Source organism: Streptomyces sp. CA-243310 (assembly GCF_050936775.1).
In the GTDB taxonomy this organism is placed as follows: domain Bacteria; phylum Actinomycetota; class Actinomycetes; order Streptomycetales; family Streptomycetaceae; genus Streptomyces.
Genome location: NZ_JBNJMF010000002.1, coordinates 2,778,843 through 2,793,741, shown reverse-complemented (window position 1 = coordinate 2,793,741; position 14,899 = coordinate 2,778,843). Strand labels below are relative to the sequence as shown.

At 70.5% G+C, this 14,899-nt stretch carries 19 protein-coding genes; 13 read left to right on the top strand and 6 right to left on the bottom strand.

Annotation, left to right across the window (positions count from 1 at the left end; all coding sequences use genetic code 11):
- Positions 1-88 precede the first annotated feature (88 nt).
- Positions 89-391 (top strand): hypothetical protein, encoded by a 303-nt coding sequence (locus ACQEVM_RS30230; RefSeq protein WP_433084215.1) that lies wholly within the window; start codon positions 89-91, stop codon positions 389-391.
- 52 nt (positions 392-443) lie between these two features.
- Here ACQEVM_RS30230 and ACQEVM_RS30225 read toward each other — a convergent pair whose 3' ends face one another.
- Positions 444-1,067, bottom strand: a complete 624-nt coding sequence (locus tag ACQEVM_RS30225) for a nicotinamidase (protein ID WP_433084213.1) — start codon at positions 1,065-1,067, stop codon at positions 444-446.
- A 154-nt stretch (positions 1,068-1,221) separates the two neighbouring features.
- Complete coding sequence (locus ACQEVM_RS30220) at positions 1,222-2,550, bottom strand: nicotinate phosphoribosyltransferase (RefSeq protein ID WP_433084211.1); 1,329 nt, start codon at positions 2,548-2,550, stop codon at positions 1,222-1,224.
- An 81-nt stretch (positions 2,551-2,631) separates the two neighbouring features.
- On the opposite strand from ACQEVM_RS30220, the gene clpS reads away from it, so the two are divergent.
- The 7 genes from clpS to ACQEVM_RS30185 all read left to right on the top strand — a co-directional run bounded on the left by clpS (position 2,632) and on the right by ACQEVM_RS30185 (position 7,474).
- Positions 2,632-2,946, top strand: coding sequence for an ATP-dependent Clp protease adapter ClpS (gene clpS / locus ACQEVM_RS30215; RefSeq protein ID WP_433084209.1), 315 nt, complete (start codon positions 2,632-2,634; stop codon positions 2,944-2,946).
- Positions 2,946-3,551, top strand: coding sequence for a DUF2017 domain-containing protein (locus ACQEVM_RS30210; protein WP_433084207.1), 606 nt, complete (start codon positions 2,946-2,948; stop codon positions 3,549-3,551). Before clpS ends, ACQEVM_RS30210 begins: the two co-directional genes overlap by 1 nt.
- A gap of 311 nt (positions 3,552-3,862) precedes the next feature.
- Positions 3,863-5,335, top strand: a complete 1,473-nt coding sequence (locus ACQEVM_RS30205) for an amino acid permease (RefSeq protein WP_433084205.1) — start codon at positions 3,863-3,865, stop codon at positions 5,333-5,335.
- A gap of 165 nt (positions 5,336-5,500) precedes the next feature.
- Positions 5,501-5,923, top strand: a complete 423-nt coding sequence (locus tag ACQEVM_RS30200; RefSeq protein WP_433084203.1) for a Mov34/MPN/PAD-1 family protein — start codon at positions 5,501-5,503, stop codon at positions 5,921-5,923.
- Between the two features lie 77 nt (positions 5,924-6,000).
- Positions 6,001-6,108 (top strand): putative leader peptide, encoded by a 108-nt coding sequence (locus ACQEVM_RS30195; RefSeq protein ID WP_311736929.1) that lies wholly within the window; start codon positions 6,001-6,003, stop codon positions 6,106-6,108.
- Positions 6,109-6,182: 74 nt separating this feature from the next.
- Positions 6,183-6,524: a MoaD/ThiS family protein gene (locus ACQEVM_RS30190; RefSeq protein WP_433084200.1), complete on the top strand. Its 342-nt coding sequence runs from the start codon at positions 6,183-6,185 to the stop codon at positions 6,522-6,524.
- Positions 6,524-7,474, top strand: a complete 951-nt coding sequence (locus tag ACQEVM_RS30185) for a PLP-dependent cysteine synthase family protein (RefSeq protein WP_053683079.1) — start codon at positions 6,524-6,526, stop codon at positions 7,472-7,474. Before ACQEVM_RS30190 ends, ACQEVM_RS30185 begins: the two co-directional genes overlap by 1 nt.
- Before the next feature lie 65 nt (positions 7,475-7,539).
- Here the strand turns inward: ACQEVM_RS30185 and ACQEVM_RS30180 are convergent, their stop codons facing one another.
- Positions 7,540-7,905, bottom strand: a complete 366-nt coding sequence (locus ACQEVM_RS30180; RefSeq protein ID WP_433084198.1) for a DUF488 domain-containing protein — start codon at positions 7,903-7,905, stop codon at positions 7,540-7,542.
- Positions 7,902-8,315 (bottom strand): hypothetical protein, encoded by a 414-nt coding sequence (locus ACQEVM_RS30175; RefSeq protein WP_433084196.1) that lies wholly within the window; start codon positions 8,313-8,315, stop codon positions 7,902-7,904. Before ACQEVM_RS30175 ends, ACQEVM_RS30180 begins: the two co-directional genes overlap by 4 nt.
- A 204-nt stretch (positions 8,316-8,519) precedes the next feature.
- Here ACQEVM_RS30175 and ACQEVM_RS30170 point away from each other — a divergent pair, with 204 nt between their 5' ends.
- Positions 8,520-9,272: an MBL fold metallo-hydrolase gene (locus ACQEVM_RS30170; RefSeq protein WP_267802817.1), complete on the top strand. Its 753-nt coding sequence runs from the start codon at positions 8,520-8,522 to the stop codon at positions 9,270-9,272.
- A gap of 107 nt (positions 9,273-9,379) precedes the next feature.
- Here ACQEVM_RS30170 and ACQEVM_RS30165 read toward each other — a convergent pair whose 3' ends face one another.
- Positions 9,380-10,654, bottom strand: a complete 1,275-nt coding sequence (locus ACQEVM_RS30165) for a PTS transporter subunit EIIC (protein WP_433084193.1) — start codon at positions 10,652-10,654, stop codon at positions 9,380-9,382.
- 363 nt (positions 10,655-11,017) lie between these two features.
- A complete protein-coding gene (locus ACQEVM_RS30160) occupies positions 11,018-12,319 on the bottom strand; it encodes a PTS transporter subunit EIIC (protein WP_433084191.1) in 1,302 nt (433 codons plus the stop codon).
- 194 nt (positions 12,320-12,513) lie between these two features.
- Here ACQEVM_RS30160 and ACQEVM_RS30155 point away from each other — a divergent pair, with 194 nt between their 5' ends.
- The 4 genes from ACQEVM_RS30155 (at position 12,514) to rdgB (ending at position 14,868) form a co-directional block, all read left to right on the top strand.
- Positions 12,514-12,807 (top strand): glucose PTS transporter subunit EIIB, encoded by a 294-nt coding sequence (locus tag ACQEVM_RS30155; RefSeq protein ID WP_433084189.1) that lies wholly within the window; start codon positions 12,514-12,516, stop codon positions 12,805-12,807.
- 119 nt (positions 12,808-12,926) lie between these two features.
- A complete protein-coding gene (gene rph, locus ACQEVM_RS30150; RefSeq protein ID WP_053683092.1) occupies positions 12,927-13,661 on the top strand; it encodes a ribonuclease PH in 735 nt (244 codons plus the stop codon).
- Between the two features lie 154 nt (positions 13,662-13,815).
- Positions 13,816-14,214, top strand: coding sequence for a hypothetical protein (locus ACQEVM_RS30145; RefSeq protein ID WP_433084186.1), 399 nt, complete (start codon positions 13,816-13,818; stop codon positions 14,212-14,214).
- 42 nt (positions 14,215-14,256) lie between these two features.
- A complete protein-coding gene (gene rdgB, locus ACQEVM_RS30140) occupies positions 14,257-14,868 on the top strand; it encodes an RdgB/HAM1 family non-canonical purine NTP pyrophosphatase (protein ID WP_433084184.1) in 612 nt (203 codons plus the stop codon).
- Positions 14,869-14,899 lie beyond the last annotated feature (31 nt).

The window sequence follows — 14,899 nt, the reverse complement described above, 5'->3', positions numbered from 1 at the left end:
ATGATCGGCCGTCGCCCCCTAGCGGGCGGCGGCCGATCGCGTTTAGATGCGGGGGCCGAGTTTCTTATTGACGGGGGAGCTGAAGATCATGCCCGGTGGAGGTTTCGTCAGATTGCCAGGCGGCAGCGTGGTGGTCGCGCTCACGCTGCCGAGGCCGTCCGGTGAGGGCGGAAATGTCCGCGTGCTGGTGCACGCCGCGAACCGGGCCCGCGCCCTGACCAGGCTGCGGAACCTCGGCATGCGGGCCGTCTACCTGCGGGGCAACGACCAGGCCCCGACCCCGGACGAGGTGACCGCCGTCCTGCACCACCCCGACGGCCTGCTGTGGCGCAACGCCCCCGACCGGGCGCAGGAGCTCTGGCACCCGATACGAGCCCTCCTGGGCGGGTAGACCGGGCCGCGGGTCGTCCCGGGGCACCCGGGCAGGGTCGCGCGGACGGGCCTCAGGCCGTCTCGCGCGGGTCCTGCCGGACCCGGGCCGCCTGGCCGCCCACCAGGGTCACGCCGGCCGCGTGGAGCTCCTCCAGGGCCCGCGCGGCGGTGTGCGGGGACACGGCGGCCGTCAGGTCCAGCAGCACGCTGGTGGCGAAGCCGGCCCGGACCGCGTCGAGGGCGGTGGCCCGGACACAGTGGTCGGTGGCGATGCCGACGACGTCGACCTCGGTGACGTGCCGCTCCCGCAGCCACTCGGCGAGGCCCGCGCCGTTCTCGTCCTGCCCCTCGAACCCGCTGTACGCGGCCTCGTACGCCCCCTTGTCGAAGACGGCGGCGACGGCGCCGGACGCCACGGCCGGGGCGAAGTTCGGGTGGAACCCGACGCCCTCGGTGCCCGCGACGCAGTGCACGGGCCAGGAGGTCTCGTAGTCCGGCTCGGCCGGCGGGCGGGCGAAGTGCGACCCGGGGTCGACGTGGTGGTCGCGGGTGGCCACGACGTGCCGGTAGCCGGGCGTGGCCTGACCGATCAGCTCGGTGATCGCGGCGGCGACATCGGCCCCGCCGGTGACCGCGAGGCTGCCGCCCTCGCAGAAGTCGTTCTGTACGTCGACGACGATCAGTGCGCGGTGCATGTCGCGTGTCCTTAGGTCGATGTGATGTGCCGGTGCGCGTGGCTCTTCCCCCGCCCCACGCCTTCCCGAACCTGGGCCGTGAACGCGGCCGGGGCGCGGTCGGCGGGGCGGGGAGCGCCCCCGCGGGGCCGGCCCACCCCTCCCGTCGGGCCGGCTACGCGTACTCGGTCGGGATCACGGCCTCGCCGCGCGACAGCTGCGTCGCGGACAGCGGAAGCCGGCCCAGCACCGCCCGGTGCCGGTCCCGCACCGCCTCCAGCGGTTCGCGAGCCACCACCTCGCCGCCCTTGACCAGCTGGACGAGCAACTGCCGGTCGGCCAGCGCCGCCGGCACCGGGCCGGTGCCCAGGACCTCGGCCTCGGCCACGCCGTCGGCGTCCGTGCGACGGGCCGCCCACTTGCGGCCCCCGACCGACGTCTTGCCGCCCGTGGACTTCTTCGCCACGGGCACCAGCGCCGCCTTCGGGTCCGCGGACGTCGCCCGCGCCACCAGCTTGTAGACCATCGAGCACGTCGGGTGCCCGCTGCCGGTCACCAGCTGCGTCCCGACGCCGTAGGCGTCCACCGGAGCCGCCGCCAGCGAGGCGATGGCGTACTCGTCCAGGTCCGAGGTGACCACGATCCTCGTCGAGGTCGCCCCCAGCTCGTCGAGCTGCTGCCGCACCCGGTGGGCGACCAGCAGCAGGTCGCCGGAGTCGATGCGCACCGCGCCGAGCCCGGTGCCGGCGACCTCCACGGCCGTCCGCACCGCCTCCGCGACGTCGTACGTGTCCACCAGCAGCGTGGTCCCGCTGCCCAGCGAGGCCACCTGTGCGGTGAAGGCGTCCCGCTCGTTGTCGTGCACCAGCGTGAAGGCGTGGGCGCTCGTGCCGACGGTGGGAATGCCGTAGCGGAAGCCGGCCGCAAGGTCCGAGGTGGAGGTGAAACCGCCGACGTAGGCGGCGCGCGAGGCCGCCACCGCCGCCAGTTCGTGCGTGCGCCGCGCGCCCATCTCGATGAGCGGCCGGTCACCGGCCGCCGAGGACATCCGGGAGGCGGCGGCGGCGATGGCCGAGTCGTGGTTGAGGATCGAGAGGATCACCGTCTCCAGCAGCACGCACTCGGCGAAGCTGCCCTCCACCCGCAGTACCGGAGAGCCGGGGAAGTAGACCTCGCCCTCCGGGTAGCCCCAGATGTCGCCGGAGAAGCGGTACGAGGCCAGCCAGTCCAGGGTGCGCATGTCGACGACGGCCCGCTCGCGCAGGAACTCCAGCACGGCGGCGTCGAAGCGGAAGTTCTCCACCGCGTCCAGTACCCGTCCGGTGCCCGCCACGACTCCGTAGCGACGCCCCTCGGGCAGCCGTCGGGTGAAGACCTCGAAGACCGAACGCCGGTCGGCGGCGCCGTTGGCCAGGGCGGCCTGCAACATGGTGAGCTCGTAATGGTCCGTGAAGAGCGCTGTCGACGGCACGTCCACCGGCAGGCCCAGGTCCGCAGGGTTCATGTCACGGATGCTAGCGCACATCTCGTCAGAGTGACGAGATGTAGGGGCCCGTTTGTGCGACGGGCCGGTCGCAGTGGCAGCATGGGACAAGTGAGTGTTGCTCCCGTAGAGATCGAACGCACCGAATCGGCCGAAGAGACCTTCGCGGTCCCCGAACCCGACGTCCCCTGGGTGACCCTGGTGCACAACGACCCGGTCAACCTCATGAGCTACGTGACGTACGTGTTCCAGGCGTACTTCGGCTATCCCAAGGACAAGGCGACCAAGCTGATGCTCGACGTCCACCGCAAGGGACGGGCCGTCGTCTCCAGCGGCACCCGCGAGGAGATGGAACGCGACGTGCAGGCCATGCACGGCTACGGCCTGTGGGCGACGCTCTCCCAGGAGCGCAACTGATGAGCGGCGCGTTCGAACCCGTGAAGGACGGCGAGGGCGCCGCCGTCGCGCTGGAGGAGATCGAGATCTCCATCCTGCGCTCCCTGGCCGTGCAACTGCTGGAGCTGATCGGCCCGGGCGAACCCGAACCGGCCGCCGACGCCGACCCGCTGGCCCTGCTCTTCGCCTCCGACGGCCCCACCGAGCCGCCGTCCGACCCGGCGCTGGCCCGGCTCTTCCCCGACGCGTACGGAGGCCCGGGCGCGAGGGAAGGGGCCGTGGATCCCGCCGAGCTGACCGCGCGGTCCGCGGAGTTCCGCCGCTTCACCGAGAACGACCTGCGCACCCGCAAGCGGGAGGACGCGCTGGCCGTCGTGCGCAGCCTGGACCGACTCACCCCGGCCGGCGACGGCGCGGCGGTGCTGGAGCTGACCGGGGAGCTGCGGCTGCGCTGGCTGGGCGCGCTCAACGACCTGCGGCTGACCATCGCGGCCCGTCTGGACATCACGGAGGACGACGAGAGCGCCGTGCTGTTCCGGCTGCCGGACGACGATCCGCGCAAGCCGATGGTGATGGCGTACCTCTGGCTGGGCGGCCTCCAGGAGACGCTCATCGAGACCCTCTGAGGCGCCGAGCCGTTCGCTCAGCGGACGCTCAAATCCGGATAACGATCAGATCACCGCGATGCGGTGATCTGATCGCTTTGGGGGCCCTGTGTCCCGATTTTTTTATGCCCCGCGTCACATTTCTGCCGCTCCGGCACCCATAAGCCCGTGATAAATCTTCACGACCGCCGACGGGGCGCCACCCATGTCCCCCGGCTCGCTTGAACCGGCTGATCGCCGGCGTGCAACTCCATCCGTATCCGGGGGGATCGAGGACCCGATCCGCAGCCTTTCGAAGGCGCGGGTCGGCGTGGAGAAAGGCGCACCAAGACATGACCTCTGTGCAGGTCGAGCACGACAAGACGCCCGGCGAGGGCACCGGGGCCGAGGGCGGCGAGGGTTACCACCGCGCACTCGGCGCCCGCCAGATCCAGATGATCGCGATCGGCGGGGCCATCGGCACCGGCCTGTTCCTGGGAGCGGGCAAGGCCATCTCCAAGGCCGGCCCCAGCCTGATCCTGGCCTACGCCATCGCGGGCCTGGTCATCTTCTTCATCATGCGGGCCCTGGGCGAGCTGCTCATGTACCGCCCGGTGTCCGGGTCGTTCTCGGACTACGCCCGCGAGTTCCTCGGCCCCTTCTGGGGCTACGTGACCGGCTGGACGTACTGGCTGTTCTGGGTGGTCACCGGCATCACCGAGGTCACCGCGGCCGCGCAGTACATGTCGTACTGGACCCATGACAGCTTCCCGCAATGGGCGTACGCGCTGATCTTCACGGTCATCCTCTACGGCGCCAACCTGATCTCCGTGAAGCTCTTCGGTGAGCTGGAGTTCTGGTTCTCCATGGTCAAGGTCACCGCCATCGTCGGCATGATCCTGATCTGCGCCGGCATCCTCACCATCGGCTTCTCCGACGCCGCCGACACGGCGACCGTCACGAACCTGTGGAACGACGGCGGCTTCTTCCCCAAGGGCATCGGCGGCACGCTGATGACCCTGCAGATCGTCATGTTCGCCTTCCTCGCGGTCGAGCTGGTCGGCGTCACCGCCGGCGAGTCCAAGAACCCCGAGAAGACCCTGCCCAAGGCCATCAACACCGTGCCGTGGCGCATCGCCGTCTTCTACGTCGGCGCGCTGATCATGATCCTGTCGGTCGTCCCGTGGCACGAGTTCCAGCCCGGTGTCAGCCCCTTCGTGGCCGCCTTCGAGAAGATGGGCCTCGGCGTCGGCGCCGCCATCGTCAACTTCGTCGTGCTGACCGCCGCGCTGTCGTCCTGCAACTCGGGCATGTACTCCACCGGCCGCATGCTGCGCGACCTCGCGCTCAACGGCCAGGGCCCGAAGTTCTTCGCGAAGCTCACCAAGAGCGGCACCCCGCTCGTCGGCACCACCTTCTCCGCGGCCCTGATGCTGGTCGGCGTCTGGATCAACTACGTGGCCCCGGGCAAGGCCTTCGACTACGTCGTCTCCTTCGCCACCATCTCGGGCATGTGGGCCTGGATCATGATCCTGGTCTGCCAGATCCGCTACCGCGCCAAGGCGGACCGCGGCCTGCTGCCGCAGTCCCCGTTCCGGGCGCCCGGAGCCCCGTACACGAGCTGGTTCGCGCTGCTCTTCATCGGCATGGTCATCGTGATGATGGGCGCCGACAAGGACGCGCGGGTCTCCCTGTACTGCGCCCCGCTGTGGGGTCTGATCCTGGGTGTCTCCTACCTGGTCATGAAGTCCCGCAACCCGTCGGGCGCGGCCTTCGACAAGAGCGCCGGGTCCGCCCCGGCCGACGAGGTCTCGAAGGGCGCGTAGCCCCTCCGGCGGCCCTCCGGGGCCGCCGCCCGCCCCGCGGGTCCCGGCCGCCTGTCACGGCCGGGAACCGCGCCGGCCCCGCCGATCCGGGGCTTGTGTCCGCCATTCGGGCCCGCTCGTACCACGCCTCGGTACGAGCGGGCCCGTCTGCTTATCCTGTCGCTCATGCTGACCCTCACCCAGACGCTGTACGACCGGATCGTGGAGCACGCCCGCAAGGACCACCCCGACGAGGCGTGCGGGATCGTGGCCGGCCCGGCGGGCACCGGCCGCCCGGAGCGGTTCATCCCGATGCTGAACGCGGCCCGGTCGCCCACGTTCTACGAGTTCGACTCCAAGGACCTGCTCAAGCTCTACCGCGAACTCGACGACCGCGACGAGGAACCCGCGATCGTCTACCACTCGCACACCGCGACCGAGGCCTACCCCTCGCGCACCGACGTCACCTACGCCAACGAGCCCGGAGCGCACTACGTGCTGGTCTCGACGGCCGACCAGGACGGGCTCGGGGAGTTCCAGTTCCGCTCGTACCGGATCGTCGACGGGGTGATCTCGGAGGAGGAAGTGCGGGTCGTCGAGACCTACTGACCAGTATGTGAGCGGTATCGGTCCACGATGCGGGATCACACTCCAAACGGGGGACCGGGAATCGTTAACATGACCGCATGGTTTCCCACGACGTGAGCATCGAGACGCCCGGCAGGCTGCTGCTCGTGGCGCGGCTGCACGTCGACCTGTGCCGCCTCGCAAGCGCCATCTGTCCTGCTGCCTGAGCACCACAGCCCTGCCGCGCTGGGCCCCCACGCGCGTTCCCACTCTTCACGCTTAGACGACACTGGAGCCTGCCATGGCCATCGAGGTCCGCATCCCCACCATCCTCCGCACCTACACCGACGGCGAGAAGGCCGTCACCGGTGAGGGCGGCACCCTGGCCGACCTGTTCTCGGACCTGGAGACCCGCCACAAGGGCATCCGGGAGCGCATCGTCGACGAGTCCAAGGGCGGCGAACTGCGCCGCTTCGTGAACGTCTACCTCAACGACGAGGACGTCCGCTTCCTCGCGGGGATCTCCACCGAGCTCAAGGACGGCGACAACGTCACCATCCTCCCGGCCGTGGCGGGAGGATCTGCCGCGGCGCAGCCGCGTCCGGCCGGGGTGGTGGTCGGGCGACGGGCGGGATCCAAGTAATGCGTTACGACTCCCCGCTCGCGGCCGTGGGCAACACGCCGCTGGTCCGGCTGCCCCGGCTCTCGCCCTCCGCCGACGTGCGGATCTGGGCGAAGCTGGAGGACCGGAACCCGACCGGCTCGATCAAGGACCGCCCCGCGCTCCACATGGTCGAGCAGGCCGAGAAGGACGGGCGGCTGTTCCCGGGCTGCACCATCCTGGAGCCCACCTCCGGCAACACGGGCATCTCGCTCGCCATGGCCGCGAAGCTCAAGGGCTACCGGATCGTGTGCGTCATGCCCGAGAACACCTCGCAGGAGCGCCGCGACCTCCTTCGGATGTGGGGAGCCGAGATCATCCCGTCCCCTGCGGCGGGCGGTTCGAACACCGCCGTGCGGGTGGCGAAGGAACTGGCGGCCGAGCACCCCGACTGGGTGATGCTCTACCAGTACGGGAACCCGGACAACGCGGGCGCCCACTACGCCACGACCGGACCGGAGATCCTCGCCGACCTCCCGTCGATCACCCACTTCGTCGCCGGCCTCGGTACCACCGGCACCCTGATGGGCGTCGGCCGCTACCTGCGCGAGCACGTGCCCGGCGTCAGGATCGTCGCCGCGGAACCCCGCTACGACGACCTGGTCTACGGGCTGCGCAACCTCGACGAGGGCTTCGTCCCCGAGCTGTACGACGCCTCGGTGCTCACCACCCGCTTCTCGGTCGGCTCGGCCGACGCGGTCACCCGCACCCGGGAACTCCTGCGCGAGGAGGGCATCTTCGCGGGCGTCTCCACGGGCGCCGCCCTGCACGCGGCGATCGGCGTGGGCCGCAAGGCGGTCGCGGCCGGGGAGAGCGCCGACATCGTCTTCGTGGTCGCGGACGGCGGCTGGAAGTACCTGTCCACCGGCGTCTACACGGCCGAGACGACCGAGGAGGCCATCGAGGTCCTCCAGGGTCAGCTCTGGGCCTGAGCCCGACCGCACCGTCCGAGCCCGGCCCGGCCCCGCCCCGCGGGGACGGGCCCGGCCCGGTCGGGTCAGCCCGCCCGGAGCAGCTCCGCCAGGACCGCCGCGTGGCTCGACCCCGGGTCCCTCACCGCCGTCAGCAGCGTCACCGGTCCCGCCGCGACCAGCGCCCGCAGCCGGTCCAGCTCCGCCACCGCCTCCGGCGCCGTCAGTTCCGCCTCGTAGCGGGCCCGGAACTCCGCCGCCGTCCCCGCGCCCGCGTGGAACCACTTCCGCAGCTCCGTCGACGGGGTCACCGCCTTCGGCCACTCGTCCACGGCGGCCGCCGCCTTCGACACCCCGCGCGGCCAGAGCCGGTCCACGAGGACCCGTACGCCGTCCGCCCCCGGATCGGGGGCATCGTGGACACGCCGCACCCGCACCGTCGACACCGTCATCCCGCTCCTCCGCCGAGTCCCTTGACCTCGTCCCACACCGTCGGGTCCACCACGCCCGACCGGCGCGCGAACTCCCACAGGGACACCTCCTGCGGCCGGTCCGCCTCCAGGAAGCTCTTGCGGCCCTGGGCCCCGACCACCCCCGGCGGCAACGGGATCACCCCCGCGCGCCGGTCGTCGTACTTACGGGTGATCCACGCGACCCGCGCCCGCCCGGCCCGTACGGACAACACCAGGCACGGTCGCCCGTCCGTCAGGGTCCACAGTTCACCCGGCCGCACCCGGGGCGGCGGCCCGGGACCGTGCGGCGTCGCACGGCCCCGCCCGACCCACCGGCCCGGCCCGGGGACCAGCACCAGCACGACCACGGCGACGGCCGCGGCCACGGCGGGCCACCAGGACGTGTCCATGTTCCGACCGTAGTCTCGCGACGGCCCCCCGGCACGGCAGCCGTGGCAACGTCCGTACCCGCCGTCGCTCCCCCGGGTGACAGCACAGGTGATTCGCCCCACAACGGCCCGCCGCGGAGGAGCGACCGGACGTTTCGCGCCTTACGCTCGACCCACGCACGGCCCGCATTCCGTCCACGGACCGTCCACGGAGGTTCACGCTCCATGAAGCTCACCGTCGTCGGCTGCTCGGGGTCGTTCCCGTCCGCGGAATCGGCCTGTTCGAGCTACCTCGTCGAGGCCGACGGTTTCCGGCTGCTCCTCGACATGGGCAACGGTTCCCTCGGCGCGCTCCAGCGCCACTGCGGCCTCTACGACCTCGACGCGATCTTCCTGAGCCACCTGCACGCCGACCACTGCATCGACATGTGCGCGTACTTCGTCGCCCGCTACTACCGGCACGAGGGCGGTCGCTGCGGAACGATCCCCGTCTACGGACCCGAGGGCACCGAACAGCGGCTCACCACGGCGTACGAGGACGTGCCCGACGCGAACTCGATGAGCGAGGTCTTCGACTTCCGCACCCTGAAGTCCGGCAGCTTCGAGATCGGCCCGTTCCAGGTCCGCACCGAGAAGGTCTGCCACCCCGTGGACTCGTACGCCATCCGCGTCGAGCACGAGGGCCGCTCCCTCACCTACTCCGGGGACACCGGGACCTGCGCCGAGCTGGGCCTGTTGGCCGAGGGCGCCGACCTGTTCCTGTGCGAGGCCTCCTTCACGCACGGCAAGGAGGACATCCCGGACCTCCACCTCAACGGCCGCGAGGCCGGCGAGTACGCGCGCGGCGGCAAGGTCGGCCGGCTCGTCCTGACCCACGTGCCACCGTGGACGGACGCCGAGCAGAACCTCGCCGACGCCCGCGCGGTCTACGACGGCCGGGTCGATCTGGCGCACCCGGGCGCCGTCTACGAGGTCTGACGCACCGGCGTCGTCCCGCGCCCATCCCGCACGTACGACGAAGCCCCCGCCCTCCCTTCCGGGAGTGCGGGGGCCTTTCGTGCGTGCGGGGTGGTGTGGCGCGGGGCCTACTTGGCCTCGGCCTTCTCCATCTCCGCGATCTCCTCGTCGGACTCACGGCCCGGCGTCGGAAGGTTGAACCTGGTGATCGCGAAGCGGAAGACCACGTAGTAGATCGCCGCGAAGACGAGCCCGATCGGGATGATCATCCAGGGGCTGCTCGCCTTGTTCCAGCCGAGACCGAGGTCGATCAGGCCGGCGGAGAAGGTGAAGCCCGCGTGGACCCCGAGCGCCCAGGTGACGGCCATGGAGATGGCGGTCAGCACGGCGTGGATCGCGTACAGCAGCGGTGCGATGAACATGAACGAGAACTCGATGGGCTCGGTGACACCCGTGACGAACGAGGTGAGGGCGAGCGAGACCATCATGCCGGTGACGGCCTTGCGGCGTTCCGGACGGGCGGTGTGCGCGATGGCGAGGGCCGCTGCGGGGAGACCGAACATCATGATCGGGAAGAAGCCCGTCATGAACAGACCGGCCTCCGGGTCACCGGCGAAGAAGCGGTTCAGGTCGCCGTGCACGACCTCACCGGCGGCGTTGGTGAAGTCGCCGATCTGGAACCAGGCGACCGTGTTCACGAACTGGTGCATGCCGATCGGGATCAGTCCGCGGTTGATCAGGCCGAAGAGACCCGCACCGCCGGCGCCCAAGCCGGTCATCCACTCGCCGAAGTTGGAGATGACCTCGCCGATCGGCTCCCAGACCAGGCCGAAGAACACGCCCGCGAGGACGCCGACGAAGGCCATGATGATCGGGACGAGGCGACGGCCGTTGAAGAAGCCGAGCCAGTCCACCAGCTTGGTGCGGTGGAAGCGCTGCCACAGGATCGCGGCGAGCAGACCCATGATGATGCCGCCGAGCACACCCGGGTTGTTGTACGTCGCGGCGACGTCCACACCCTTGTTCTCGGTGGTGTTGACGATGGCCTCGGTCACCGGGAAGGCGGTGAGCACGTTCTTGTAGACCAGGAAGCCGACGAGCGCGGCGAGCGCCGTGGAGCCGTCCGACTTCTTGGCGAAGCCGATGGCCACGCCGATGCAGAAGAGCAGGGGCAGGTTGGAGAAGACGGCGTCACCGGCGGTGGCGAACACCGTGGCGACCTTGCCCCAGCCGAGGCCGTCCTTGCCGAAGACGTCGGGCTGGCCGAGGCGCAGCAGGATGCCCGCGGCCGGCAGGACGGCGATGGGCAGCTGGAGGCTGCGGCCGACCTTCTGGAGACCCTGGATCAGGCCGGCGCTCCGCTTCTTGGCGGGGGGCGCCGCGGCGTCAGTAGCCGTACTCATAACTTCCTCCGGGGAGCAAGGCGCCGCCAGGGGGGTGGACCAAGAGGGACGGCGACGTCTCGAAAAAGGGGGACACGCCGCCGGGGGAAGCGGGCGTGGTCTACACCAATGCGTGGTGTAGACCAGTTGTAGCACGGTGAGGGTTAGATAAGGAACCTTCGTTTTCCTGTGGTCTGGGTCACGTTCCTCATCGGGTGCCGCGCACGGTCGGCGGGACGATCAAGGCCGTCGCCGGGGCGCGGCAGAAGCCCCCGGATCGTGATCCGGGGGCTTCTGCCGCGCGGTTGAGCCCGAACGACGATGATATGGGCTGATTGGGCAATCCCTCGCCCGGCCGCGTCCGGGCCGAGCCCCGGGCCGCCGCTACGCCTTGGTGTTGTCCGCCTCCATCGCCTCGATCTCCTCGTCCGTCTCCCGACCCGGCGTCGGGATGTCGAACCGCGTGATCGCGAAACGGAACACCGCGTAGTAGACGGCCGCGAATCCCAGGCCGATCGGGATGATCAGCCAGGGCTTCGTGGCGAGCCCCCAGTTGATGACGTAGTCGATCAGGCCGGCCGAGAAGCTGAAGCCGTCGTGGACGCCGAGCGCCCACGTCACCGCCATCGAGACGCCCGTCAGCAGCGCGTGGATCACGTAGAGCAGCGGCGCCACGAACAGGAACGAGTACTCCAGCGGTTCCGTGATGCCGGTGACGAAGGACGTCAGGGCCACGGACAGCATCAGGCCGCCGACCTCCTTGCGGCGCGCAGGCTTCGCGCAGTGCGTGATGGCCAGCGCCGCCGCCGGGAGCGCGAACATCATGATCGGGAAGAAGCCGGAGAGGAACTGTCCGGCGTTCGGGTCGCCGGCCAGGAACATGGCGATGTCACCGTGGACCACCTGCCCGTCCGGCTTGGTGTAACTGCCGAACTGGAACCACACCGGCACGTTCAGGAACTGGTGCAGGCCGATCACCAGCAGTGCGCGGTTCGCGACGCCGAAGATGCCCGCGCCCCAGGAGCCCAGCCCCACCAGCCAGTCGGAGAAGCTCTCCAGCGCGTCACCGATCGGCGGCCAGATCCACAGGCAGATGACGGCGAACCCGATCCCGACGAACGCCATGATGATCGGGACCAGGCGACGGCCGTTGAAGAAGCCCAACCAGTCGACCAGCTTCACCCGGTGGTAGCGCTGCCAGAACCAGGCCGACAACAGGCCCATCACGATGCCGCCGAAGACCCCCGGGTTCTGGAAGGTGTACTCGGCGAACGCGCCGTCCGCCCCCAGGCAGCCGCCCCCGATGTCGCGGGTCCCCTCCGGGCAGGGCTGGGGGAAGGCGCGCAGCACGCTCCGGTAGACGAGGAAGCCGACGACCGCGGCCAGCGCGGTCGAACCGTCCGCCTTCTTGGCCATGCCGATCGCGACGCCGATGCAGAAGAGGATGGGCAGGCCCAGGTCGGCGTTGAGCAGGGAGCCGCCCGCGCTCGCCATGACCCTCGCCACGTCGTTCCAGCCGAGGCCCTCGGCGCCGAAGACGTCGGGTTGGCCGAGACGGTTGAGGATGCCCGCGGCGGGCAGCACGGCGATGGGCAGCTGGAGGCTGCGCCCCATCTTCTGCAGCCCCTGGAACAGGCCGTTCCACCACTGTTGTGGCGGCACTGCCGCCGCACTGCTCGTGCTCATCGGCGTCCTCCCTGACCGGCCCGTTTTGGCACTCGCGCCACGTGCGGCACACTGGTGTAGACCACTTGTGACGCGATGGCATTCAACCCGCCCGGAGGGCGGGTTGATGCTGATCGTCATCATTCGGCAGATGCCGGGCACGCGCTCGTGTAGATGGGCCAACCGTGAGTTACCGTGACGAAGCGGAGCTTCGGGTGGGCAGTCAGGCATCCGGCCGCCGAGACTCGTTCTTCGAAACACTCAGGGAGAAACAGATGGCCACCAAGGCTGAGAAGATCGTCGCCGGGCTCGGCGGTATCGACAACATCGAAGAGGTCGAGGGCTGCATCACCCGCCTGCGCACCGAGGTCAAGGACCCGGGCCTGGTCAACGAGGCCGCGCTGAAGGCCGCCGGCGCCCACGGCGTCGTCAAGATGGGCACCGCGATCCAGGTCGTCATCGGCACCGACGCCGACCCGATCGCCGCCGACATCGAAGACATGATGTGAGCTGAGCCCACCCGCTCGGCACCCTCGCGCGCGCACCCCGCGCCCGTAGGGCAGGACCCCGTACCGGACCCACCCGGACGGGGTCTTCTCGTACCCCGGCACCGACTAGGCTCGCCCCCATGTCTCGCATCGACGGCCGCACGCCCGAACAGCTCCGCCCGGTCACCATCGAACGCGGATGGAGCAAGCACGCAGAGGGCTCCGTCCTCATCTCCTTCGGCGACACGAAGGTCTTCTGCACCGCTTCCTTCACCGAGGGCGTCCCGCGCTGGCGCAAGGGCAGCGGCGAGGGCTGGGTCACCTCCGAGTACTCGATGCTGCCCCGCTCCACCAACACCCGCGGCGACCGCGAGTCCGTCCGCGGCAAGATCGGCGGGCGCACCCACGAGATCTCCCGCCTGATCGGCCGCTCGCTGCGCGCCGTCATCGACTACAAGGCCCTCGGCGAGAACACGATCGTCCTCGACTGCGACGTCCTCCAGGCCGACGGCGGCACCCGCACCGCCGCCATCACCGGCGCCTACGTCGCCCTCGCCGACGCCGTGGCCTGGGGCCAGAAGAAGAAGCTGATCAAGGCCGGCCGCAAGCCCCTCGTCGGCACCGTGGCCGCCGTCAGCGTCGGCATCGTCGACGGCGAACCCCTCCTCGACCTCTGCTACGAGGAGGACGTCCGCGCCGAGACCGACATGAACGTCGTCTGCACCGGCGACGGCCGCTTCGTCGAGGTCCAGGGCACCGCCGAGGGCGAGCCCTTCGACCGCAAGGAACTGAACGCCCTCCTCGACCTCGCCGCCGGCGGCTGCGCCGACCTCCAGGCCCTCCAGCTCGGCGCCCTGGAGCTCCAGGCCCCCTGACGGCAACCGCCGGGCCTCGCCCGGCGTCTACGCGGATACGCGGTACGGGCGCACGGTGTCACCACCGTGCGCCCGTCCACGTATCCACGTATCCGCGCATCCGGGCATCCGCGCACCGCGGACCCGGGCATCCACGACTCCCGGGGGGACCCGCATGAAGCTCTCGCCCAAGCCGAAGCACCGCATAGCCGCCGTCGCCCTCGCGGCCGCCCTCGCCGTGCCGGCGCTCGCCTCCTGCGACGCCATCTCCACCGCGATGGACTGCGCCAGCACCGCCGTGGCCATCGCGGACAGCGCCAACGACCTCCAGCAGGCCGTCTCGCAGGCCGGCAACAGTCCGCAGGACGCGCAGAACGCGCTCAACACCATCGACACCAACCTGAAGAAGATCGGCGACCAGACCGACAACGCCGACCTGGGCAAGGCCATCGACTCGATGACCACCGCCGTGAAGAACGTCCGCACCTCCATCGAGGGCGGCAACGTCAACCCCGACATCCAGCCGGTCGCCGACGCCGCCTCGGAGATCTCCAAGGTCTGCACTCCCGGCTGACCCGTCGCCGGGCGCCGCCGGGCGGCGCGGGATAATCGGCGCATGACGACCTCGCCGCGCCTGATCCTCGCCACCCGCAACGCGGGCAAGATCTCCGAACTCCACGCCATCCTGTCCGACGCCGGCCTGCCGCACGAGCTGGTCGGCGCGGACGCGTACCCGGAGATCCCCGACGTCAAGGAAACCGGCGTCACCTTCGCCGAGAACGCCCTGCTCAAGGCGCACGCCCTCGCCCGGGCCACCGGCCTGCCGGCCGTGGCCGACGACTCCGGCCTCTGCGTGGACGTCCTGAACGGCGCCCCCGGCATCTTCTCCGCCCGGTGGGCCGGCACCCACGGCGACGACCAGGCCAACCTGGACCTGCTCCTCGCCCAGATCGGGGACATCGCCGACGAGCACCGCGGCGCCCACTTCGCCTGCGCCGCCGCCCTCGCCCTCCCGGACGGAACCGAACGCGTCGTCGAGGGCCGGCTCCTGGGCACCCTGCGCCACACCCCGGCAGGCGCCGGCGGCTTCGGCTACGACCCGATCCTCCAGCCCTCGGGCGACACCCGCACCTGCGCGGAACTCTCCGCGGCGGAGAAGAACGCCATCTCCCACCGGGGTCAGGCCTTCCGGGCGCTGGTCCCGGTGATCCGCGAACTGCTCGGATAGCACGAAGGGCCTGTGAATCGCGTTTCGATTC

Coding starts and splice junctions, on each gene's coding strand:
- ACQEVM_RS30220 (WP_433084211.1), bottom strand. CDS start 2,550: ATGAACCCTGCGGACCTGGGCCTGCCGGTGGACGTGCCGTCGACAGCG.
- ACQEVM_RS30170 (WP_267802817.1), top strand. CDS start 8,520: ATGAAGCTCACCGTCGTCGGCTGCTCGGGGTCGTTCCCGTCCGCGGAA.
- ACQEVM_RS30180 (WP_433084198.1), bottom strand. CDS start 7,905: ATGACGGTGTCGACGGTGCGGGTGCGGCGTGTCCACGATGCCCCCGAT.
- rdgB (WP_433084184.1), top strand. CDS start 14,257: ATGACGACCTCGCCGCGCCTGATCCTCGCCACCCGCAACGCGGGCAAG.
- ACQEVM_RS30225 (WP_433084213.1), bottom strand. CDS start 1,067: ATGCACCGCGCACTGATCGTCGTCGACGTACAGAACGACTTCTGCGAG.
- ACQEVM_RS30210 (WP_433084207.1), top strand. CDS start 2,946: ATGAGCGGCGCGTTCGAACCCGTGAAGGACGGCGAGGGCGCCGCCGTC.
- ACQEVM_RS30190 (WP_433084200.1), top strand. CDS start 6,183: ATGGCCATCGAGGTCCGCATCCCCACCATCCTCCGCACCTACACCGAC.
- ACQEVM_RS30205 (WP_433084205.1), top strand. CDS start 3,863: ATGACCTCTGTGCAGGTCGAGCACGACAAGACGCCCGGCGAGGGCACC.
- ACQEVM_RS30195 (WP_311736929.1), top strand. CDS start 6,001: ATGGTTTCCCACGACGTGAGCATCGAGACGCCCGGCAGGCTGCTGCTC.
- ACQEVM_RS30160 (WP_433084191.1), bottom strand. CDS start 12,319: ATGAGCACGAGCAGTGCGGCGGCAGTGCCGCCACAACAGTGGTGGAAC.
- ACQEVM_RS30230 (WP_433084215.1), top strand. CDS start 89: ATGCCCGGTGGAGGTTTCGTCAGATTGCCAGGCGGCAGCGTGGTGGTC.
- ACQEVM_RS30175 (WP_433084196.1), bottom strand. CDS start 8,315: ATGGACACGTCCTGGTGGCCCGCCGTGGCCGCGGCCGTCGCCGTGGTC.
- rph (WP_053683092.1), top strand. CDS start 12,927: ATGTCTCGCATCGACGGCCGCACGCCCGAACAGCTCCGCCCGGTCACC.
- ACQEVM_RS30145 (WP_433084186.1), top strand. CDS start 13,816: ATGAAGCTCTCGCCCAAGCCGAAGCACCGCATAGCCGCCGTCGCCCTC.
- clpS (WP_433084209.1), top strand. CDS start 2,632: ATGGGACAAGTGAGTGTTGCTCCCGTAGAGATCGAACGCACCGAATCG.
- ACQEVM_RS30185 (WP_053683079.1), top strand. CDS start 6,524: ATGCGTTACGACTCCCCGCTCGCGGCCGTGGGCAACACGCCGCTGGTC.
- ACQEVM_RS30165 (WP_433084193.1), bottom strand. CDS start 10,654: ATGAGTACGGCTACTGACGCCGCGGCGCCCCCCGCCAAGAAGCGGAGC.
- ACQEVM_RS30200 (WP_433084203.1), top strand. CDS start 5,501: ATGCTGACCCTCACCCAGACGCTGTACGACCGGATCGTGGAGCACGCC.